The organism is Variovorax sp. R-27 (assembly GCF_049913215.1).
Classification (GTDB): Bacteria; Pseudomonadota; Gammaproteobacteria; order Burkholderiales; family Burkholderiaceae_C; genus Variovorax.
Genome location: NZ_CP183984.1, coordinates 6,869,090 through 6,888,834, shown reverse-complemented (window position 1 = coordinate 6,888,834; position 19,745 = coordinate 6,869,090). Strand labels below are relative to the sequence as shown.

General features: G+C 68.1%; 19 protein-coding genes. 8 read left to right on the top strand and 11 right to left on the bottom strand.

The genetic code is table 11. The features are described from left to right. Positions 1 to 23: 23 nt before the first annotated feature. Both ACN9MV_RS32425 and ACN9MV_RS32420 read right to left on the bottom strand, forming a co-directional pair. Positions 24 to 284, bottom strand: a complete 261-nt coding sequence (locus ACN9MV_RS32425; protein WP_093055166.1) for a hypothetical protein — start codon at positions 282 to 284, stop codon at positions 24 to 26. A 390-nt stretch (positions 285 to 674) separates the two neighbouring features. Continuing rightward, a complete protein-coding gene (locus ACN9MV_RS32420; protein ID WP_426390884.1) occupies positions 675 to 1,934 on the bottom strand; it encodes an MFS transporter in 1,260 nt (419 codons plus the stop codon). A gap of 84 nt (positions 1,935 to 2,018) precedes the next feature. Between ACN9MV_RS32420 and ACN9MV_RS32415 the strand changes: the two genes are divergently transcribed. Continuing rightward, entirely contained in the window at positions 2,019 to 3,497 is a 1,479-nt protein-coding gene (locus tag ACN9MV_RS32415; protein WP_093055170.1) for a PLP-dependent aminotransferase family protein, read from the top strand. A gap of 7 nt (positions 3,498 to 3,504) precedes the next feature. Here ACN9MV_RS32415 and ACN9MV_RS32410 read toward each other — a convergent pair whose 3' ends face one another. Next, the gene (locus ACN9MV_RS32410) at positions 3,505 to 3,981 is read right to left on the bottom strand and encodes an Lrp/AsnC family transcriptional regulator (RefSeq protein WP_093055172.1); all 477 of its coding nucleotides are present in this window, start codon (positions 3,979 to 3,981) and stop codon (positions 3,505 to 3,507) included. A 116-nt stretch (positions 3,982 to 4,097) separates the two neighbouring features. Between ACN9MV_RS32410 and ACN9MV_RS32405 the strand changes: the two genes are divergently transcribed. Further along, the gene (locus ACN9MV_RS32405) at positions 4,098 to 5,396 is read left to right on the top strand and encodes an aspartate aminotransferase family protein (protein WP_426390883.1); all 1,299 of its coding nucleotides are present in this window, start codon (positions 4,098 to 4,100) and stop codon (positions 5,394 to 5,396) included. A 9-nt stretch (positions 5,397 to 5,405) separates the two neighbouring features. Here ACN9MV_RS32405 and ACN9MV_RS32400 read toward each other — a convergent pair whose 3' ends face one another. After that, entirely contained in the window at positions 5,406 to 6,461 is a 1,056-nt protein-coding gene (locus ACN9MV_RS32400) for a sugar phosphate isomerase/epimerase family protein (RefSeq protein ID WP_426390882.1), read from the bottom strand. A 140-nt stretch (positions 6,462 to 6,601) separates the two neighbouring features. Between ACN9MV_RS32400 and ACN9MV_RS32395 the strand changes: the two genes are divergently transcribed. Continuing rightward, positions 6,602 to 7,483 (top strand): gamma-glutamyl-gamma-aminobutyrate hydrolase family protein, encoded by an 882-nt coding sequence (locus ACN9MV_RS32395; RefSeq protein WP_093055178.1) that lies wholly within the window; start codon positions 6,602 to 6,604, stop codon positions 7,481 to 7,483. A 14-nt stretch (positions 7,484 to 7,497) separates the two neighbouring features. Here ACN9MV_RS32395 and ACN9MV_RS32390 read toward each other — a convergent pair whose 3' ends face one another. Beyond that, on the bottom strand, positions 7,498 to 7,686 hold the full coding sequence (locus ACN9MV_RS32390; RefSeq protein ID WP_426390881.1) for a hypothetical protein: 189 nt from the start codon (positions 7,684 to 7,686) through the stop codon (positions 7,498 to 7,500). 45 nt (positions 7,687 to 7,731) lie between these two features. Beyond that, the gene (locus ACN9MV_RS32385; protein ID WP_426390880.1) at positions 7,732 to 8,709 is read right to left on the bottom strand and encodes a LysR family transcriptional regulator; all 978 of its coding nucleotides are present in this window, start codon (positions 8,707 to 8,709) and stop codon (positions 7,732 to 7,734) included. Positions 8,710 to 8,801: 92 nt separating this feature from the next. Between ACN9MV_RS32385 and ACN9MV_RS32380 the strand changes: the two genes are divergently transcribed. Beyond that, positions 8,802 to 9,659: an oxidoreductase gene (locus tag ACN9MV_RS32380; protein ID WP_426390879.1), complete on the top strand. Its 858-nt coding sequence runs from the start codon at positions 8,802 to 8,804 to the stop codon at positions 9,657 to 9,659. A gap of 15 nt (positions 9,660 to 9,674) precedes the next feature. Here the strand turns inward: ACN9MV_RS32380 and ACN9MV_RS32375 are convergent, their stop codons facing one another. Continuing rightward, positions 9,675 to 10,547: an N-formylglutamate amidohydrolase gene (locus ACN9MV_RS32375; protein WP_354336579.1), complete on the bottom strand. Its 873-nt coding sequence runs from the start codon at positions 10,545 to 10,547 to the stop codon at positions 9,675 to 9,677. A 13-nt stretch (positions 10,548 to 10,560) separates the two neighbouring features. Beyond that, positions 10,561 to 11,523 (bottom strand): tripartite tricarboxylate transporter substrate binding protein BugE, encoded by a 963-nt coding sequence (locus ACN9MV_RS32370; RefSeq protein ID WP_426390878.1) that lies wholly within the window; start codon positions 11,521 to 11,523, stop codon positions 10,561 to 10,563. A gap of 124 nt (positions 11,524 to 11,647) precedes the next feature. Between ACN9MV_RS32370 and ACN9MV_RS32365 the strand changes: the two genes are divergently transcribed. Then, positions 11,648 to 12,568, top strand: coding sequence for a LysR substrate-binding domain-containing protein (locus ACN9MV_RS32365; protein WP_093055186.1), 921 nt, complete (start codon positions 11,648 to 11,650; stop codon positions 12,566 to 12,568). Between the two features lie 18 nt (positions 12,569 to 12,586). On the opposite strand, the gene ACN9MV_RS32360 is transcribed toward ACN9MV_RS32365, so the two are convergent. Continuing rightward, on the bottom strand, positions 12,587 to 13,573 hold the full coding sequence (locus tag ACN9MV_RS32360; RefSeq protein ID WP_093055188.1) for a tripartite tricarboxylate transporter substrate binding protein: 987 nt from the start codon (positions 13,571 to 13,573) through the stop codon (positions 12,587 to 12,589). 3 nt (positions 13,574 to 13,576) lie between these two features. Continuing rightward, a complete protein-coding gene (locus ACN9MV_RS32355; protein ID WP_426390877.1) occupies positions 13,577 to 16,540 on the bottom strand; it encodes a DNA topoisomerase III in 2,964 nt (987 codons plus the stop codon). 85 nt (positions 16,541 to 16,625) lie between these two features. Here ACN9MV_RS32355 and ACN9MV_RS32350 point away from each other — a divergent pair, with 85 nt between their 5' ends. The 3 genes from ACN9MV_RS32350 to ACN9MV_RS32340 are packed head-to-tail and all read left to right on the top strand — an operon-like array spanning position 16,626 to position 18,285. Beyond that, a complete protein-coding gene (locus ACN9MV_RS32350; RefSeq protein WP_093055192.1) occupies positions 16,626 to 17,264 on the top strand; it encodes an SET domain-containing protein in 639 nt (212 codons plus the stop codon). 2 nt (positions 17,265 to 17,266) lie between these two features. Then, complete coding sequence (locus tag ACN9MV_RS32345; RefSeq protein ID WP_354336586.1) at positions 17,267 to 18,082, top strand: biotin--[acetyl-CoA-carboxylase] ligase; 816 nt, start codon at positions 17,267 to 17,269, stop codon at positions 18,080 to 18,082. 5 nt (positions 18,083 to 18,087) lie between these two features. After that, positions 18,088 to 18,285 carry a sporulation protein gene (locus ACN9MV_RS32340; RefSeq protein ID WP_093055196.1) on the top strand — a complete coding sequence of 66 codons (198 nt, stop codon included), beginning with the start codon at positions 18,088 to 18,090 and terminating at the stop codon, positions 18,283 to 18,285. A 13-nt stretch (positions 18,286 to 18,298) separates the two neighbouring features. Here ACN9MV_RS32340 and ACN9MV_RS32335 read toward each other — a convergent pair whose 3' ends face one another. Continuing rightward, complete coding sequence (locus ACN9MV_RS32335) at positions 18,299 to 19,741, bottom strand: sensor histidine kinase (protein WP_093055198.1); 1,443 nt, start codon at positions 19,739 to 19,741, stop codon at positions 18,299 to 18,301. Positions 19,742 to 19,745 lie beyond the last annotated feature (4 nt).

The window sequence follows — 19,745 nt, the reverse complement described above, 5'->3', positions numbered from 1 at the left end:
AGATGGAATTGGGCGTAATTGTTTCAGCCCGCGCACGGAAGCGCGAGAGGGGCATTGCGGGGAGCGCGTTCGCGCACCCAGCCGAGGCCCTGGTCGATGGCGTAGCCGACGGCGGCTGCGTGGCTGGCAAAGCGCGGCGTGAAGCGCATCACGCGGTCGTGCATGCCGCTGCCGTGGCCGGAGCGGATCGAGACGGAAGCGGCGTAGTTGCCGTCGTCCTGGTGTCGAATGAGCGGGGAAACAAGGTACTTGCCCACCGCGATACTGTGTTGAATGATGTCCATGAAGCCTTGGCACGCCGCGCGGATACAAAGCGCGAAGTGCCTGAAAAATAATTGAAAACGGGCGTGGGCCGGCCGGAATGGCGCGGCGGACGCGCTATTCGCTTCAACAGGAACGAAGGCAGTGGTGGCAATCATGGGCGCCCGGTCTGGCGCTCCAACACACTGTGAAAGCCGGCTTGGGAGTGAGAGGCCTGAATAATCCAAGGACAGTGCAGGTCAGCCGGCGGTATTGACGAAATTCTTCGTCGTGGTATCGAAACGAACCCGACATTATAGCTTGCGGGGCATGACAATTGCCGGTCTTAAAAACAACGATCCCATGAAAAAGGCCCCGAAGGGCCGTGATTGGAGAGTTGTTTGCTATCAAAAGTATAGTTATTCAGCGGCCGATCAAGCCGTAGCAGCCGCTGCCAGCGCCGAACTGGCCGTCCGCGCCTTGTGCGCCGCGCGTAACAGCAGCATCAATCCCGCGAACTGGAAGGCCGCCCCCACCCAGCCCACCGCGCTGACGCCGACCAGCTCGATCGCCGCGCCGCCGGACACCGAGCCCGCCGCAATGCCGAGGTAGATCGCCGAGGCGTTGAGCGACAGCGTCATCGGTGCGCGCTCCGGTGCCAGCCGGATCAGCCGCACCGCCTGCGCCGGCCCGAAGCCCCAGCCCGCGAAGGCCCACAGCGCCGACAGCCCCACGATCAGCGGCAGCGCCAAGCCGCGCGGCAGCATCTGCGCCGAGAAAGACAGCCCGCCCAGGATCACCACCAGCATCAGCGCGAAGCCCTGCGCCGTGCGGTCGGCGCCGAGGCGGTCGGTGGCCCAGCCGCCGGCCGCGGTGCCGATGGCCGCCGCCACGCCGATGGCGAAGAACATCGCGCCCACGCCCTCGGTGCCGAAGCCCAGCGTGGCCGAGAGGAACGGCGCGATGTAGGTATAGAAGCTGAAGCCGCCAGTGGTCCACAGCATGGTGGTCAGCAGCGCCGGCAGCACGCCCGGCACGCGGGCCACGGCAAAGGCCGGTGTGCCCTTCGTGGCGGCGGCTGCGACGACCGGCGCCTGCGCCAGTTGGCGCGGCAGTCCGAGCGCGAGACCCCAGGTGGCGAGTGCCGCCACCGCCGCGATCAGCAGGTAGGCCGTGCGCCAGCCGCCCCAGCCCGCGATCCACGCACCCAGCGGCACGCCGAGCGCGACTGCCACCGTACCTCCGCCGGTCACGATGGCCAGCGCCCGGCCGCGCAGCGCGGGCGACACCATCGCGGCCGCCACGGCGCTCGCGGTCGGCAGGAACACGCCGGCCACCAGCCCCAGCGCGACCCGCGCCAGCGCCAGCTGCGCAAAGCCGTGCGCCATCGACGCCGCCAGCGTCAGCGCCGAGAAGGCCGCGAGGCTGGCAATCAGCAGCGGCCGGCGCCCGAAGCGCGCCAGCAGCGCCGCCATCACCGGCGAGCCGATGGCGTAGCTCAGCGCGAACAGCAGCACCAGTTGCCCGGCCCGCGCGGCGCTGATCTGCAGGTCGGCCGCCAGCACCGGCAGCAGCCCCACGACCATGAAGCTTTCGGTGCCGAGGGCGAAGGCGCCCAGCGCAAGCCAGCCCAGGCTCAGCGGCAGGCGTTCGGTTGCCGGTTGCTGTTGCGATGTCGAGAGATCCGTGTTCATGAAGGACTCCGTGGCAAGTGTGTTCAAGGCCTCCAGAATAGGTTTGCAATTGGTTCTTCAAAAGAACCACAATTGGCGAAGTTCATGGAGCCACTTTTCGAACTCGCCATCCGCCTGCCGGGCGCCGGCTCGCGCGATCTGCTGCGCGAGGTGCACCGCCAGCTGCGCAGCGCCATCCTCGACGGCCGGCTGCAGCCCGGCGCACGCCTGCCCGCCACGCGCGCGCTGGCGCTGCGGCTGGGCGTGTCGCGCAACACCATGCTCGCGGCCTACGACCTGCTGCTGAGCGAGGGCTACCTGCTGGCGCGCCCCGGAGCCGGCACCTACGTGGCGGACACGCTGCCGGCATCCCGGCGCGGCCGCAGCACGAAGGCCTCGACGGCCCGGCGTGACCCCCGGCTGGTGCCGCTGAACGTTCCTGGCGCCGACCTCGCCCCCACGCTGCAGCCGCAGCCCGCGCGCGACGACTTCCGCGTCGGCCTGCCCGACGTGAGCGTCTTTCCCTTCGACATCTGGCGTCGCCTGAGCGACCGCGCGCTGCGCCGCGTCGCGCGGCAGACGGCCGACTATGCCGACCCGCAAGGCCAGGGCGCGCTGCGCGAGGCCATCGCGAAGCACGTGTCCTTCACCCGCGCGGTCGGCTGCACCGCCGACGACATCGTGGTCACGGCCGGCGCACAACAGGCCTTCGGGCTGCTCGCGCGCATCCTCGTCGTGCCGGGGCGCACGGTGGTTGCGGTCGAGCAGCTGTTCTATCCGTCGCTGCGCGAAGCCATGCTGGCCGCGGGCGCGAGAGTGATGACGGTGCCGACCGATGGCGAGGGCCTGTGCGTGGACCGCATTCCGCCCGAGGCGCGCGTGGTCTGCGTGACGCCCTCGCACCAGTTCCCCACCGGCGTCGCGATGTCGCCGCAGCGCCGCGCCGCCCTGCTGGCCTTTGCGCGGGCGCGCAACGCTGTCGTCGTCGAGGACGACTACGACAGCGAATTCCGCTTCGCCGGCCGCCCGCTCGATGCACTGCAGACGCTGGACCGCGCCGAGTCGGTCTTCTACATCGGCACCTTTTCCAAGAGCCTGTTTCCCGCCTTGCGCCTGGGCTTCGTGGTGACGCCGCCGTGGGCGCGCGCGGCGCTGGTGCGGGCGCGCGAGCTGGCCGACTGGCACGGCCCGGTGCTCGGCCAGGAGGCGCTCGCCGCCTTCATCGCCGAAGGGCACCTGGCGCGCCACATCCGCAAGATGCGCAAGATCTACGGCGCGCGGCGCACCGTGCTGCTCGATGCGCTGGCACGCCACTGCGCGGGCAGGCTCGAAGCGATTCCTTCAGATGCGGGCCTGCACCTGTCGGCCTGGCTGCACGGCGACACGCGCGACCACACTGTGGTCGAACGCGCGGCCGCAGCCGGCATCACGCTGCCGCCGCTGTCGCGCTACGCGCTCGACCCGAACGCGCCCGGCGCGCCTGACGTACCTGAATTGCAAAAAAATGGCCTCGCCTTCGGCTACGGCCTGATCGCCGAGCCGCAGATCGACGGCGCCATCCAGCGGCTGGCGCGCCTGCTGTAGCGCAGGCCTACGCCCTGTCCAGCGGCAGCTGCGTCGTGAACTTGGTGGTCGACAGCACGATGTCGCTCGAATAGTTCTCCAGGGCCAGCGCGTCGCCCAGCTGCTCCTGCGCGAAGGCCTGGTAGTCGGGCAGCGAGCGCGCGCAGATCACGAGCACGAAGTCGGTCTCGCCGGCCACGCAGTGGCATTGCAGCACTTGCGGCAACGCGTGCACCTTGCGCTCGAAGGCCCGGAACGCCTCGCGCGTGGTGCTGCGCAGCGAGACGCGCGAGATCACCAGCACCGGGAAGCCGACGCGCGCGGCATCGAGGATCGCGACCTCCTCGCGGATCACGCCCGCGCGCCGCAGCCGCTGCACCCGCTTGAGACAGGCCGAGGGCGAGAGGTTCACGCGCTCTGCCAGCGTCTGGTTCTGCAGGCCCGCATCGGCCTGCAGTTCGGCCAGGATGCATTGGTCGATGCGGTCGAGGGTGCCGGTTTTCATGCCGCCAGTGTGGCGCAACCAGGATGCAATCGGCTTCGTTTCAAGGCCCCTACAACGACAGCCGATTTCCCGCCCGATGGCTACGCTGGCCGCATCCCCACGACAAGGAGCATTCAATGGGCCAGGACACAGGCTACGACCCCACGGTCGCCCGGCATCTCATTCGCTACGGCATGGGCCTGAGCCCGCACGTCATCGTCAAGGCGCGGGGCGCCACGCTGTGGGACCAGCACGGCCGCGAGATCCTCGACTTCACCTCGGGCCAGATGTGCGCCACCATCGGCCACAACCACCCGCGCATCGTTGCCGCCATGCACAAGGCCTGCGAGGGCGCGTTGCACCTGTACAGCGGCTTCGTCGGGCCGGCCGTGCTCGGGTTGGCCGAGCGGCTGGCCTCGATGCTGCCGCCGCAGCTGTCGAAATCGATCTTCCTCTCGACCGGCGGCGAGGCCAACGAGGCGGCGGCGCGCATGGCGCGCGTGGCCACCGGGCGCTACGAGATCGTGGGCCTGAACGGCGGCTGGCACGGTGTGACCGGCGGCATGGCCGGGCTCACCTTCGCGGGCAGGCAGCACGTCGACTACGGGCCGCGCAAGCCCGGCACGATGTCGATCCCGCCGCCCAACTGCTTTCGCTGCCCCATCAGGCATTGCCGCGATGCCTGCGACAGCACTTGCCTGGACGTCGGCTTCGACATGGTCGATGCGCAGTCCAGCGGCTCGCTGGCCGCCTTCATTGCCGAGCCGGTGCAAAGCTCGGGCGGCGTGATCGTGCCGCCCGAGGGCTACCTGCCCAAGCTCAAGGCCAAGTGCCAGGAACGCGGCATGCTGCTGATCCTGGACGAGGCCCAGACCGCCTTCGGCCGCATGGGCAGCAACTTCGCTTTCGAGCAGTTCGGCGTGGTGCCCGACATCCTCACGGTGTCGAAAACGCTGGGCGGCGGCGTGGCCATCGGCGCGGCGATCACCAGCGAGGCGATCGAGCAGGAGTGCCACGACAAGGGCTTCGTGCACGTCACCTCGCATGTGTCCGACCCGCTGCCGGCCGAGGTTGCGCTGGCCGTGCTCGACGTGCTGGAAGAAGAAAAGCTCAACGCCCGCGCCAACGAGATGGGCCTGCGGCTGCGCCACGGACTGGAGACGCTGCAGGCGCGCCACGAGCTGATCGGCGACGTGCGCGGCCACGGGCTGCTGCAGGGCGTCGAGCTCGTGAAAGACCGCGAAACCCGCGAGCCCGATGCCGAGCGCGGCCGGGCCATCACCGATGCGTGCATGGCGCGCGGCCTCAGCATGAACATCGTGTCGGTCGGCGGCATGGCCGCGGTGTGGCGCATTGCGCCGCCGCTGACCGTGACGCCCGCGGAGATCGATCGCGGCCTGGAGATCCTCGACGACGCGATCCGGTCGGTGAGCTAGCTAGCCGACTCAGCCGATCCCGAGCATCCGCTTGTTTGCCGCCACGTCGACCCCGCCCGCGGCGAAGTCGTCGAAGGCCCGGTCGGCCACGCGGATGATGTGGTCGGCGATGAACTTCGCGCCCTCGCGCGCGCCGTCTTCGGGGTGCTTGATGCAGCACTCCCACTCCAGCACCGCCCAGCCCGGGAAGTCGTACTGCGCCATCTTCGAGAAGATTGCCTTGAAGTTCACCTGCCCGTCGCCCAGCGAGCGGAAGCGCCCTGCCCGGTTGATCCAGCTCTGGAAGCCGCCGTACACGCCCTGCTTGCCGGTCGGATTGAACTCGGCGTCCTTCACGTGAAAGATCTTGATGCGCTCGTGGTAGTGGTCGATGTAGGCCAGGTAGTCGAGCTGCTGCAGCATGAAGTGGCTCGGGTCGTACAGCAGGCAGGCGCGCGGGTGGTTGTTCACGCGCTCCAAAAACATCTCGTAGCTCACGCCGTCGTGCAGGTCTTCGCCGGGGTGGATCTCGTAGCCCACGTCCACGCCCACGGCGTCAAAGGCGTCGAGGATCGGCCGCCAGCGGCGCGCAAGTTCGTCGAAGGCTTCCTCGATCAGGCCCGGCGGGCGCGGCGGCCACGAGTAGAGGTACGGCCAGGCCAGCGCGCCCGAGAAGGTCGCGTGCGCCGTGAGCCCGAGGTTGGCCGAGGCCTTTGCCGCAAAGTGCAGTTGCTCGACGGCCCACTGCTGGCGCCGCACCGGATCGCCGCGCACCTCGGGCGCCGCGAAACCGTCGAAGCCCGCGTTGTAGGCCGGATGCACCGCCACCAGCTGGCCCTGCAGGTGCGTCGAGAGTTCGGTGATCTCCAGGCCGTGCTTTGCCAGCGTGCCCTTTACCTCGTCGCAATAAGTTTTGCTTTCGGCGGCGCGCTGAAGCTCGAACAGGCGGGCATCCCAGCTCGGGATCTGCACGCCCTTGTAGCCCAGCCCGGCGGCCCAGCCGGCGATGCCGTCGAGCGTGTTGAACGGCGCGGTGTCTCCCGCGAACTGGGCCAGAAAGATGGCGGGGCCCTTGATCGTTTTCATCGGCTTGTCTTCCTTATTCGTTGGGGCAGCGTTGAAAGCATACTTGGCGTGTCGTCCGACCCCGTGCGAGAGGCCAACGAGCCAAAATGGACTTTCCTTTTCGCATCAATCGCCCGGTTCCCACCGACGACAGTCCCGCGATGACACAACCTGTTTCCGCTCGGCTCAAGATCGGCCTGTCCGCCTGCTTCTCGCATGCCGACCCGGCCCGTTCGCTCTTCACCAACAAGACGCTGCAGTACGTCGAGCAATCGATCGCGCACTGGCTCATGTCCGCCGGCGCCATGGTCGTGATGGTGCCCTGCCCCACCGGCGAAACCGCGCGCGGCGACACCAAGCTGTCGCACTACGCCGAATGGCTCGATGGCGTGGTCATGCACGGCGGCGCCGACGTCTGGCCCGGCAGCTACGGCGAGGTGCCGCTGAAGGACGCGTGGATCGGCGACCAGATCCGCGACCTCTACGACCTCGCGCTGGTCGAAGCCTTCGAGCAGGCCGGCAAGCCCATCTTCGGCGTGTGCCGCGGGCTGCAGCTCATCAACGTGGCCTTTGGCGGCACGCTCTACCAGGACATCGAGGCCCAGCACGAGGGCGGCCTGCGCCACCGCGACCCGGTGACCTACGACCAGAACTTCCACGAGATCGAACTGGTTCAAGGTACGCGGCTGTCGAAGCTCTATCCGCAGGTGGAGAAGGCGCGCGTCAACAGCATCCACCACCAGGGCATCAAGGGCCTTGCGCCCGGTTTCGAGATCGAGGCCTGGAGCCTGCCCGACCGCGTGCCCGAGGCCATCCGCCGCCGCCCCGACAAGGGCCGCAGCTACATCGCCGCGACCCAGTGGCACCCCGAATTCCACAAGTACGGCAGCACAGAGACGGTCGACGACACGCCGATCCTGCATGACTTCCTGTGGGCCTGCGCCACCGCGAAGGTCGCGCCGAAGGTGCCGCCGCGCTCCAGCTCCGGCAAGATCCGCGACCGCGCTGCGCGCGTGCTGCGCCAGGCGCTGCTGCGACGCTAGGCGGCGCGCACTGATCAGCGCGACGACTTGTTCGTCGTGCCGCTGACGCTGGCGTCGATGGTGCCGAACACCGTGACGCCGCTGCCGCCGGTCGCGCCCGATGTATTGGCGCCGCTGCTGGCCGGGGCCGGACCCGTGCCTGCGCAGCCCGACACCAGCACGCCCATTGCGATCGTGAACACAGCAGCAATGATTGGCTTCACTGGAAACTCCAAGAGATGGTTTGGTTGACGGTTGTTGCCGGCCCACTATAGGCCGCCGGCCCGCTCGCCCTGTAACAACACACCCGGCGCCGACAAGGTTGTTTCGCGCAGCCAGTCGATCAGCGCGCGCAGCTTGGGCGGCACGCGCCTTCGGTCGGGGTAGTACAGCGTCAGGTCGGGCAGCGGCGTGGTCCAGTCGGCCAGCAGCTGCACCAGCCGGCCGTCGGCGACGTGGCGCTCGGTGTAGCTGCTGATCAGGTTGGCGATGCCGATGCCTTCGACCGCCGCGTCGAGCATCACGGCCACGTCGTTCATCACGAGGCGGCCGCTCACCGCGAGTGTCATGGCCTCGCCGTCTTTCTCGAACTCCCACCGCTCCAGCAGGCCCGAGCTCTCGAAGCGAAAGCCGATGCAGTCGTGCGCCAGCAGTTCGCGCGGGTGCACCGGCGTGCCGCGTTCGGCCAGGTAGCGCGGCGCGGCGACGATGCTGTTGGCCAGCGGCCCGCCGACCTTCACCGCCACCATGTCGCGCTCGACCATGCCGCCGAAGCGGATGCCGGCGTCGAAGCCCCGGCCCACGATGTCGACCAGCGCGCTGTCGATCGACACCTCCACGTCGATCTGCGGATAGGCCCGCAGGAAGCCCCCGAGCGCCGGCTGCAGCACGAACAGGTAGGCCGCGCGAGGCACCGTGAGCCGCAGCAGGCCCGCGGGCCGCTCGGCGCTGTCGCTCAGCTCGTCGGAGGCCGAGGCCAGCTCCTGCACCGCCGGGCGGATGCGCTCCAGAAAGCGCGCGCCGGCTTCGGTGAGATTCACGCTGCGCGTGGTGCGGTTGAACAGCGGCACGCCCACGCGCTTTTCGAGCAGCCGCACCGCCTGGCTCACGGCCGAGGGCGAGACGCCCAGCCGCACAGCCGCGGCCGAAAAGCCGCGTGTTTCGGCCACGGCTACGAAGGTGACGAGTCCGTCGAGCTGGTCCTGGCGCATGGGTGGAATCCGGTTGATCTTGAAGAAAACCTTCAAGGTGCTTCGTCGATTGGGTGGATTATCAAAGCGATGCGGCGCGCGCACAGTCAGGCCATCGGTTCTTCCATCCACCCTTCAAGGACATCGCCATGACGGTTTCTTCTTCTCCCAGGACCTGGTTCATCACCGGCGTCAGCAGCGGCTTCGGCCGCGCGCTGGCGCAGGAGGCGCTGGCCGCCGGCCACCGCGTGGTCGGCACGCTGCGCAACGAGGCCGCGCGCGCCGAGTTCGATGCGCTGCAGCCCGGCCGCTCCTTCGGCCGCCTGCTCGACGTGACGCAGGGCGCCGAAGTGGCCCGCGTGGTGGCCGAGGTCGAGGCCTCGGTCGGCCCGATCGACGTGCTGGTCAACAACGCCGGCTATGGCCACGAAGGCACGGTCGAGGAATCGTCGCTCGACGAGCTGCGCCAGCAGTTCGAGGTGAACGTGTTCGGCGCCGTGGCCGTCGCCAAGGCGGTGCTGCCCTTCATGCGGGCGCGCCGGCGCGGCCACATCCTCAACATCACGTCGATGGGCGGCATCGTGACCTTTCCGGGGCTGGGCTACTACCACGGCAGCAAGTTCGCGCTCGAGGGCATCTCGGAGACGCTGGGCAAGGAGGTGGCGAGCTTCGGCATCCACGTGACTGCCGTGGAGCCCGGCGGCTTCCGCACCGACTGGGCGGGCCGCTCGATGGTGCGCGCACCGCAGACCATTGCCGACTACGCGCCGGTGATGGGCCCGGTGCGCGAGCGGCGGCTGGCGCGCAGCGGCAAGCAGGACGGTGATCCTGTGAAGGCGGCGCGCGCCATGATCCAGATCACCGAGGCCGCGAACCCGCCGGCCCACCTGCTGCTCGGCCCCGACGCGGTGAAAGTGGTGCGCGAGAAGCTCGGCGCGCTGCAGGAGGAGATCAAGGCGTGGGAGGCGCTGTCGGTGTCGACCGACTTCACGCCTGCCGGCGCCTGATCGAGCTGCAAAGGATCAGCGCGGGTCCGTGGCCAGCAGCATCTCGACCATCGAGCGCAGATGGCCCTGCAGCCGCGCCGCTCCGGCCTCGTCGAGCGCCAGCGTGGCCTCGTCCATGTACAGCTTGCGGTTGATCTCGACCTGGATGCTGTGCCGGTGTTCGGCAGGCTTGCCGTGCCGGCGCACCAGTTCCACGCCCTTGTACGGGTGGTTGTAGTCCACGCTGTAGCCGAAGGCGCGCAGGTGCTCGCAGATCTTTTGCGACAGCGCCGGGTCGGCCGTGCTGCCGTCGCGGTCGCCGATCACGAAGTCGGCATGCGCCAGGCCCGGAAAGTCCGTCGCATGGCTGGCCGCGATGGCCGGCATCGAGTGGCAGTTGATGTGGATGCTGTAGCCGTGACGCGCATGCGCCTCGGCTACAGCCTGCGCCACCGCCGCGTGGTACGGCCGCCAGCAGGTGTCGATGCGCTGGCGCACCTCGTCCACCGGGAGCTGGCGGTCGTAGATAGGCAGGCCTTCGTCGGTGAGCTTCCAGATCAGGCCCTTGCCCAGGCGCACCTTCGACAGCACGCGCGGGTCGGTGGAAACCGGATCGGTCCAGGAGCCGTCGAGCATCGTGGTGTCGATCTCGGTCGTGTCGCGGTTGGCGTCGAGATAGCTGCGCGGAAAGTGCGCCTCGATCCAGGCCGCGCCCATGGCGGGCGCGAAGGCGTAGAGCTTCTCGACGTGCGTGTCCTCGGCGCGGCGCAGGGTGGCCAGCTCGCGCACCGTGCGGAAGTCTTCTGGGTAGACGGTGCCGCTGTGCGGGGAGTCGAGCACCAGCGGGGTATGCCCGGCGACGCTCGTCACCTGGGCGCGGGTTTGGATCAGTTTCAGAACAGGATGCATAGGCAGGTGTCGGTCAGTCCAATCGGATGCGGGCGAATTCGGCCACCTTCTTCATCTTCTCGATCTCACCCGCGATCTGCTTCGTGAACTCGGCAGGCGTGGTGCCCGAGGCATACAGCCCCTGCAGCGCAAGGCGCTCGCGCACCGCGTGGTCCTTCAGCGCAGTGGCCACGGCCTGCTGCATGCGCAGCGCGATCTCGGCCGGCGTGCCGGCGGGTGCGACCATGCCGAACCACGAAGGATCGTTGTTGACCGGATAGCCCAGCTCGCCATACGTCGGCACCTCGGGCAGCACGTCGAGCCGGCCGCTCCAGGACACGGCCAGCGCCTTCAGCTTGCCCGACTTCACATGCGGCAGCGACGAGGCCACCTGGTCGAAGTACACCGGCACCTGGCCCGCCAGCACGTCGTTGATGGCCGGGCCCGCACCGCGGTAGGGGATGTGCACCATCGAGGTTCCGGTGCTGCTCTTGAACAGCTCGCCCCACATGTGGCCGATGGTGCCGTTGCCCGGCGTGGCGTACGACACCTTGCCGGGGTTGGCCTTCAGGTACTTCACCAGCTCCGCGAAGCTGCCGACCGGCAGCACGGACGGGTTGATGACGATCACGCCCGGCGCCTTCACCAGCTCGGTCACGGCGACGAAACCCTTGATCGGGTCGTAGGGCAGCTTCTGGTACACGGCCGGGTTCACGCCGTGGGTGGACAGCGTGGCCACGCCGAAGGTCAGGCCGTCGGGCGTGGCGCGTGCCAGTTCGGCCATGCCGATGGAGCCGCCCGCACCGGCGCGGTTGTCGATCACCACGGGCTGCTGGAGGATCTTGCCGAGGGGCTCGCCGAGCACGCGCGCCGTGATGTCGGTGGCGCCGCCGGGCGGGAACGGCACGACGAGGCGAATCGGCTTGCCCTGGGCGAAGGATATTCCTGGCACGATGGAAGCAGCGGCCAGGGTGGAAATGAAGTGACGACGTAGCATGGGTTTCTTCCAATGAAACAGAGAGTGATGGAGCGATTCGCTGCATTACCTGAAGCAAAGGATAGACCAGCTAACATTCCGATCTGGAATGTTTTAATGGGCATCCCGCCATGTCACTCCGCCCATGTCACTGCGCCGTCTCAACCCGCCCCTGAACCTGCTGCGCGCCTTCTCGACCGTCGTTCGCTTCGGCGGTGTCTCGCGCGCGGCCGAGGCGCTGCACCTCACGCAGGGCGCGGTCAGCAAGCAGGTGCAGGAGCTCGAACGCTGGATCGGCGCGCCGCTGTTCGAGCGCAGCCGCAAGCGCCTGGCGCTCACGCCGGCCGGCGAGCGCTACGAGAAGGCGGTGCGCGCCACGCTCGCGCAGCTGGAGGCGGCCACGCTGGAGCTCATTACCAGCGGCGACGGCGGCGGCGCGCTGCACCTGTCCGCCCTGCCCACCTTCGGCGCCAAGTGGCTGATTCCGCGGCTGCCCGACTTTCAGCGCGCGCATCCGCAGATCACGCTGCATTTCGTGCCCTTCGTGCATGGCTATGACTTCGAGCGGCCCGAGCTCGACTGCGCCATTCTTTTCGGCGACGGCCACTGGCCCGGCGCCCGCTCGCACTACCTCGCCGGGCAGGACGTGGCGCTGATCGCCCCGCGCGCCGCGCAGGCCGAGGTGGCCATCCGCACGCCGCAGGACGTGGCGCGCTGCACGCTGCTTCGCCACGTGAGCGTGCCGCAGTCGTGGCTGCAGTGGAGCGAGGCGCATGGCGTGCGCGGGCTCGACCCGCTGGCGGGGCCGCAGTTCGACCAGTTCCAGACCATGATCCGCGCAGTGATGGTCGGCATGGGCGTGGCGCTGGTGCCGCGCTGCCTGGTGCAGGACGAAATCGCTTCCGGGCTTGTGGACGAGCCCTTGCCCGGCGGCGGCTACCGCGGCAACGAGGGCTACTGGTTCTGCTACCCGGAAGGGCGCGGCCAGCTGGCCACGCTCGATCATTTCCGCAGCTGGCTGCTCGCGGAGGTGGATCGCGGCAAAGAGGCGCAGGCGCCTGCTTGATGCCTGCTTAATGCCTGCTTACTCGGGCTTCGCGCCCGAGGCCTTCACCGCCGCGCCCCACACCCCGATCTCGCTCGCCACGAAGCGGTCGAACTCGGCCGGCGTCGTGGGGGCGGGCTCGGAGCCGCGCTCGCGGATGAAGCGCGCCATCTGCTCGCTCTTCAGGATGTCCGTCACTTCACGATTGAGCCGCTCGACGATGTCGGCCGGCGTGCCGCGCGGCGCCATCAGGCCGAGCCAGCCCACGGCCTCGAAGTTCTTGGTGCCTGCCACGCCGCTTTCGCGCACGGTGGGCACGTCGGGCAGCTGCGACGAGCGCGTGGCCGAGGTGACGGCCAGCGCCACCGCCCTGCCCGACTTGATGTGCGGCAGCGCGGCCGTCACCGAGTCGACCATCAGCGGAATCTGGTTGCCCAGGAAGTCCGACTGCGCCGGCCCGCTCCCCCGGTACGGAATGTGCGTGATGAACACATGCGCCGCAGACTTGTACATCTCGCCCGACAGATGCTGCGTGCCGCCGATGCCGGCGCTCGCGTAGCTCAGCCGGCCGGGCTCTGCCTTGGCGCGTGCCGTGAGTTCGGCCAGCGTGCGGATGCCGCTCTCTGGCGTTGCAAGAAACACCAGCGGCACCTTCGCGATCAGCGAGATGCCCGTCAGGTCCTTGCGCGGGTCGAAGCCCGGCTTGGCATAGAGCGTCTGGTTCACAGCCATCGCGCTGCCGGCCACCACCAGCGTGTAGCCGTCGGGCTGCGAGCGCACCACAAACTCGGTGCCGATGTTGCTGCCGGCACCGGCCTTGTTGTCGATGATCACCGGCTGGCCCAGCCGCTTGCCGAGCTGCTCGGCAAGCGCGCGGGCGAAGATGTCGGTGGCCTGCCCCGGCGGAAAGGGCACGACCAGCTTGACCGGCTTGTCAGGCCACGCGGCGGCGTGGGCCAGGCCCGCGCCGCCCAGCAGCGCGACGGCCATCGCAACAACGCTTGCGCTGAAGTGTCTGCGCCGCATGGCTCAGGGCGCCGAGAGGTGCTTGCCCACGATGCCCGCGAGTTCGAACATCGTCACTTGGTCCTTGCCGAACACCGGCTTGAGCTTGGCATCGGCATTGATCGCGCGCTTGTTGGCCGCGTCCTGCAGGCCGTTGGCCTTGATGTAGTCCCACAGCTTCTTGATGACCTCGGTGCGCGCCACCGGTTCGGCGCCGATCACCGCGGCCAGCGAATCGCTGGGCTTCAGGCCCGCGCCGGGCTTGCGCGGTGCCGCGGCCTTCTTCGCTGCCGGTGCCTTCTTGGCGGCGGGCGTCTTCTTCGCAGCAACCTTCTTGGCCGCAGCCGTCTTGCCCGCGGGCGCGGCCTTGCCGAAGGTCTTGCGCGGCGGGAACTTGCTGCCGCCTTCGCGCGGCGCGAACTCGAAGGTCACCTTGCCCTCTTCGGCGTTCCACGTCAGGAAGGCCTTGAAGGCGCGGCGCGTGCGCATGCTCACGAACTTGTCGAGCAGGTCGGTCTTGCCGGTGGCGAGCAGCTTTTCCATCTGCGCGCGTTCCACCGGCTGCTGCAGGATGATCTTGCCGGTCTTGAAGGTGCAGCTCGGCGTGGGCTGTGCATTGGTCGGCACCGACTTCTCGCAGACGTAGTTGCTGCCGTGCTCGAACACCGGCGCACCGCAGACCGGGCATGGGCCCACGGTGTCCTGCTCGCTGAAGTCGACGATCTCGCCGCTGTCTTCGTTCTTGTCGTCGCCGAAGTCGAACTCCAGCTTCCAGTTCTTTGCTTCCTCGTCGAACTTGATGACGATCTCGGAGGTGAAGGGCCAGCCGGCCTTGGAGCGGAAGCCTTCCAGCGGGCCGATGTGCTTGTCGCGCAGCAGCGCCTCGGCCTCGGCCACCTCGAAGGTGCGCCCGGCCGGCGACTTGCCGAACGAGAAACCGCAGGCGTCCTCGCCGGTGCCGCTCTTGCCGGTGCAGGCGTAGCGGCGGTAGTTTTCGCGCACGATGCCGCCGCAGTTGGGGCACGGTGTCTGCAGGGTCGCGTAGTCGCCCGGCACGGTGTCGCGATCGTATTCCTTGGCCTTCTTGACGATGTGCTCGGTCATCGCCGCGATCTCGCGCATGAAGGCGTCGCGGCTGAGCGCGCCCTTCTCCATCTGCGCGAGCTTGTATTCCCACTCGCCGGTCAGCTCGGCCTTGGAGAGTTCTTCCACGCCCAGGCCGCGCAGCAGCGTCATGAGCTGGAAGGCCTTGGCCGTCGGGATCAGCTCGCGGCCTTCGCGCAGCATGTACTTCTCGGTGATCAGGCCTTCGATGGTGGCCGCGCGCGTGGCTGGCGTGCCGAGGCCCTTTTCCTGCATGGCCTCGCGCAGCTCGTCGTCGTCGATGGTCTTGCCCGCGCCTTCCATCGCGCCGAGCAGCGTCGCTTCCGAGTAGCGCGCCGGCGGGCGCGTCTTCAGGCTCTTGATGTCGGCCGACTCGGTGTTCACGATCTCGCCCGGCTTCACCGGCACGAGGCGCTTGCCGTCCTTGTCGTCTTCCTTTTCGTCGTCCTGTGCTTCCTTGCCGTAGATGGCGAGCCAGCCCGGCTTCACCAGCACCTTGCCGTCGGTGCGGAAGGGATACTTCTTGCCGCCCTGCTCCACCGTGCTGATGCGCGTGGTCACCTGGTGCTCGGCGCTCGGGAAGAACACCGACATGAAGCGGCGCACCACGAAGTCATAGAGCTTCTGCTCGGCATCGCTCAGGCCGCTGGGCGCCTGCAGCGTCGGGATGATGGCGAAGTGATCCGACACCTTGGCGTTGTCGAAGATGCGCTTGTTGGGCTTGACGTAGTTGCCATCGACCGCCTGCTGCGCGAACGGCGCCAGGTGCTTCATGCCGCTCGTCGCGAGCATGCCCATGGTCTGCTTGACCACCGGCAGATAGTCTTCGGGCAGCGCGCGCGAATCGGTACGCGGGTAGGTCAGTGCCTTGTGGCGTTCGTAGAGGCTCTGTGCCAGCGCCAGCGTGGTCTTGGCGCTGAAGCCGAAGCGGCCGTTGGCCTCGCGCTGCAGCGAGGTCAGGTCGAACAGCGCGGGCGAGGCCTGCGTGGTGGGCTTGCTCTCTTCCGTCACCGTGGCGGGCTTGCCGCGCGAGGCGTCGGCGATGGCGCGGGCTTCCTGCTCGTTCCACACGCGGTCGGCGCGCTGTTCGGAGTCGGGCTCGCCGTTGGCCAGGAGCGGCGCGTTGGCCTTCTTCCAGTCGGGGTTGAACCACTTTCCCGGGTACTCGCCGGCCTCGGCCGCGAAGCTGCCGTGGATTTCCCAGTAGTCGCGCGAGACGAACTTGCGGATCTGCTCCTCGCGCTCCACAACGACGGAGAGAGTCGGCGTCTGCACGCGGCCCACGGTCGTGAGGAAGAAGCCGCCGTCGCGCGAATTGAACGCGGTCATGGCGCGCGTGCCGTTGATGCCCACCAGCCAGTCGGCCTCCGAACGCGAGCGCGCAGCGTCGGCCAGGCCCTGCATCTGCTTTTCGGTGCGCAGCGCGTCGAAGCCGTCGCGAATGGCCTGCGGCGTCATCGACTGCAGCCACAGGCGCTTGACCGGCTTGTGAAGGCCCGCCTTGCCGCCGGCGTATTGCTCGATCAGGCGGAAGATCAGCTCGCCCTCGCGCCCGGCGTCGCAGGCATTGATGAGCTGCGTCACGTCCTTGCGCTTGGCCTGCTTGACCACGGCGTTCAGGCGCGTCTTCGTCTTGTCGACCGGCTTGAGGTCGAAATGAGGCGGGATCACCGGCAGGTTGGCAAAGCTCCATTTGCCTCGCTTGACGTCGAACTCCTCGGGCGCCTGGATTTCGACCAGGTGACCGACAGCGCTGGTCACGACATAGGTGTCGTTCTCGAAATGCTCGTCATGTTTGTCGAATTTCCCTGCAACCGGCGTGAGGGCACGGACGATGTCCTGTGCCACCGACGGCTTTTCTGCGATTACCAAAGTCTTTGTCATCTAAGGGCTCTCTATACTCTGCGGCTTCCCGCGTGCGCACGCGCACACGCGCATGTGTGCATATTCAAACTAACAGACTTCGGCGATGCCTTCCAAATCCCCACTTTCCGCCGGTCGCCGAATCCAGACGCGGCGCTCGAATGTCCATGGCAACGGCGTGTTCGCCGTGCAGGACCTGGCCGAGGGCGAAACGCTGATCGAATACAAGGGCGAAGTCATCAACTGGAAGGAGGCGCTGCGCCGCCATCCGCATGACCCGGCCCAGCCGAATCACACCTTCTACTTTCACATCGACGACGGGCGTGTGATCGACGGCAACGTCAAGGGCAACGCCGCCCGCTGGATCAACCACTCGTGCGAGCCGAACTGCGAAGCCGACGAGGTCGATGGGCGCGTTTATATCAAGGCGCTGCGCAACATCTCCGCCGGCGAAGAGCTCAACTACGACTACGGCCTGATCATCGATGAGCCGTACACGCCGAAGCTTCTGTCCGAATTTCCTTGCTGGTGCGGCTCGGAGCAGTGCCGCGGCACGCTGCTGACGCCCAAGGACGATGAGGACGAAAAGAAGAAAAAGAAGAAAAAGAAGAAGGCTGAAAAGAAAAAGGCCGAGAAGAAAGAAGCCAGGAAGGCGGAAAAGAAGGCCGACAAAAAAGCCGAGAAGAAATCCGAAAAGAAGGCGGAGAAAAAATCCGCCAAGAAGGAAAAGTCCGCCGAGGACTGACCATGAGCAGCAGCACCTCGGCCGCCTGGTTCGAAGACCGGATCGCCGCGTCGGTCGCTCCGCTGCTGCCCGGCTTCGCGGTCGAGGCCGTGGCCGAAATCGATTCCACCAACACCGAGCTGATGCGCCGCGCGCGCGCCGGCCGCATCGAGCCCGTGCTGCTCGTGGCCGAGCGCCAGACCGCGGGGCGCGGCCGTCTCGGGCGGCCCTGGCAGAGCGCGCCGCAGCAGGAAGAATCGGCCTCGTTGACCTTCTCGCTCGGCCTGCCTCTGGCGCCTGCCGACTGGTCGGGCCTGTCGCTCGCCGTTGGTGTCAGCGTGGCCGAAAGCCTCGATCCCTCGGGCGCACACAAGGTCGGCCTCAAGTGGCCCAACGACGTGTGGGTGAACGACTGCAAGCTGGTCGGCATCCTCATCGAAACCGCGCTGCCGTCCGCCGGCCGCGCCGATGCGCCGCGCTATCTCGTGATCGGCATCGGTATCAACATCGGCGCGCGCGAAGGCGACGGCATGCGTACGCCGCCGGCCTGGCTGCGCCAGTGGCACCCCGAGGCCAATGCGCCCGAAGTGCTGCGCGAACTGGCCGAGCCGTTGGTGCGCAGCGTGCTCGAATTCGAGGCCAGGGGCTTCGCGTCCTTTGCCGAGCGCTTTGCAGCACGCGACGTGCTGCGGGGCCGCGAAGTGGTGCTCAGCGACGGCACCGCCGGCCTGTGCGAAGGCGTGGCCTGGGGCGGCGAGCTGCAGGTGCGCACCGACGCCGGCCTGCAGCTGATTTCCAGCGACGAAGTGAGCGTGCGCCCTCGCGGCATGACCCTCTGACACGTATGAAGCTGCGCCTGCTCCTCATCGTCCTGCTGCTGGCCAATGCCGGCTATTTCTTGTGGGCGCGCGGCGATCTTGCCGGCTTCGGCCTGGCTCCGGCCGCGCTCAACGAGCGAGAGCCGCAGCGCATGTCGCGCCAGATCCACCCCGAGTGGCTGCAGATCCGCAAGGAAGCGAAGCCGGGCGCGCCTGCGCCCTGACTTCCCTGGTCAATCAAGGTGCCGCTTCGCCCTCGAAGCGCACTGTGAACAGCGCGCCCGGCGGCTGCTTGCCGGGATGCGCATCCTCCAGCTTCACTTGCGCGCGATGCTGGTTCGCGATCTCCAGCACGATCGGCAGCCCCAGCCCCGAACCGTCGGCCTCGTTGCCGAGCACGCGGTAGAAGGGCTCGAACACCAGCTCGCGGTCGACCTCGGCGATGCCGGGGCCGTTGTCCTCCACCTGCAGCAGCAGCACGTGGCCGAAGGGGTCGGCCAGCACGCGCACGGTGATCAGGCCAGGGCGCTCCGGCGTCGAGGGCGTGTAGTTGATCGCGTTGTCGACCAGGTTGCGCACCAGCTCTTTCAGCAGCGTCGCGTTGCCGTCGAACATTACGCCCGGTGCGCCGGCTTCCGCGCCGTCGTAGCCCAGGTCGATGCGCTTCTCGATCGCGCGCGGCACGGCCTCGCGCACCACCTCGATGGTGAGCTTCGCCAGATCGCAGGGCTGGTGGTGCGCATTGGCGCTGTTGCCTTCGGCGCGCGCCAGCGACAGCAGCTGGTTCACCGTGTGCGTGGCGCGCTTGCTCGCGCGGCCGATCTGCTTGAGCGATTGCTTGAGCTCGTCGGCATTGGCGCCTTCGCGCTGCGCCAGGTCGGCTTGCATGCGCAGGCCCGCGAGCGGCGTCTTCAGCTGGTGCGCCGCGTCGGCCAGAAAGCGCTTCTGCGTGCCGATCGAATCGTTGAGCTTGTCGAGCAGTTCATTCACCGACGACACCAGCGGCACCACTTCCAGCGGCACCGACGATTCGTCGAGCGGGCTCAGGTCGCCCGGGCGCCGCTCGCGGATGCGTGCCTCCACCACCGACAGCGGCTTGATGCCGCGCACCAGCGCCAGCCAGATCAGCAGCACTGCCAGCGGCAGGATGGCGAACTGCGGCAGCAGCACGCCCTTGATGATCTCGGCCGCGAGCACCGACTGCTTCTCACGCGTCTCGGCCAGCTGCAGCAGCGTGGGCGGCACGTCGTCGGTGCCGCTGGCGATCCACATCGAGGCCACGCGCACTTCCTTGCCATGCAGGGCGCTGTTGTGCAGGAACACCTGGCCGGCCGGCAGCGGCTCGTCGAGGCCGGGCATCGGAATGTCGCGCTCGCCGCTCAGCAGCGTGTCGTGGCCGTCGAGCAGCTGGTAGTACACGTGGCCGGCGTCGTCGGCCCGCAGGATCTCGCGCGCCGATTGCGACAGCACGAACTGCGTATGCCCTTCCTTCACCGTCACCAGTTCGGCCAGGGCCTTCACGTTGTGTTCGAGCGCGCGGTCGAAGGGCGCGTTGGCAATGCCCTGCGCCACCAGCCAGGTGACGCCGATGCTCACCGGCACCAGCAGCAGCAGCGGCGTGAGCATCCAGTCGAGGATCTCGCCGAAAAGCGAGCGCTGCGCACGCTGGAAGAGCTTCATCGCG

Bases quoted from the DNA above. Each gene is read 5' to 3' on its own strand.
- ACN9MV_RS32425 (WP_093055166.1), bottom strand. From the start codon at position 284: ATGGACATCATTCAACACAGTATCGCGGTGGGCAAGTACCTTGTTTCC.
- ACN9MV_RS32420 (WP_426390884.1), bottom strand. From the start codon at position 1,934: ATGAACACGGATCTCTCGACATCGCAACAGCAACCGGCAACCGAACGC.
- ACN9MV_RS32415 (WP_093055170.1), top strand. From the start codon at position 2,019: ATGGAGCCACTTTTCGAACTCGCCATCCGCCTGCCGGGCGCCGGCTCG.
- ACN9MV_RS32410 (WP_093055172.1), bottom strand. From the start codon at position 3,981: ATGAAAACCGGCACCCTCGACCGCATCGACCAATGCATCCTGGCCGAA.
- ACN9MV_RS32405 (WP_426390883.1), top strand. From the start codon at position 4,098: ATGGGCCAGGACACAGGCTACGACCCCACGGTCGCCCGGCATCTCATT.
- ACN9MV_RS32400 (WP_426390882.1), bottom strand. From the start codon at position 6,461: ATGAAAACGATCAAGGGCCCCGCCATCTTTCTGGCCCAGTTCGCGGGA.
- ACN9MV_RS32395 (WP_093055178.1), top strand. From the start codon at position 6,602: ATGACACAACCTGTTTCCGCTCGGCTCAAGATCGGCCTGTCCGCCTGC.
- ACN9MV_RS32380 (WP_426390879.1), top strand. From the start codon at position 8,802: ATGACGGTTTCTTCTTCTCCCAGGACCTGGTTCATCACCGGCGTCAGC.
- ACN9MV_RS32375 (WP_354336579.1), bottom strand. From the start codon at position 10,547: ATGCATCCTGTTCTGAAACTGATCCAAACCCGCGCCCAGGTGACGAGC.
- ACN9MV_RS32370 (WP_426390878.1), bottom strand. From the start codon at position 11,523: ATGCTACGTCGTCACTTCATTTCCACCCTGGCCGCTGCTTCCATCGTG.
- ACN9MV_RS32365 (WP_093055186.1), top strand. From the start codon at position 11,648: ATGTCACTGCGCCGTCTCAACCCGCCCCTGAACCTGCTGCGCGCCTTC.
- ACN9MV_RS32360 (WP_093055188.1), bottom strand. From the start codon at position 13,573: ATGCGGCGCAGACACTTCAGCGCAAGCGTTGTTGCGATGGCCGTCGCG.
- ACN9MV_RS32355 (WP_426390877.1), bottom strand. From the start codon at position 16,540: ATGACAAAGACTTTGGTAATCGCAGAAAAGCCGTCGGTGGCACAGGAC.
- ACN9MV_RS32350 (WP_093055192.1), top strand. From the start codon at position 16,626: ATGCCTTCCAAATCCCCACTTTCCGCCGGTCGCCGAATCCAGACGCGG.
- ACN9MV_RS32345 (WP_354336586.1), top strand. From the start codon at position 17,267: ATGAGCAGCAGCACCTCGGCCGCCTGGTTCGAAGACCGGATCGCCGCG.
- ACN9MV_RS32340 (WP_093055196.1), top strand. From the start codon at position 18,088: ATGAAGCTGCGCCTGCTCCTCATCGTCCTGCTGCTGGCCAATGCCGGC.
- ACN9MV_RS32335 (WP_093055198.1), bottom strand. From the start codon at position 19,741: ATGAAGCTCTTCCAGCGTGCGCAGCGCTCGCTTTTCGGCGAGATCCTC.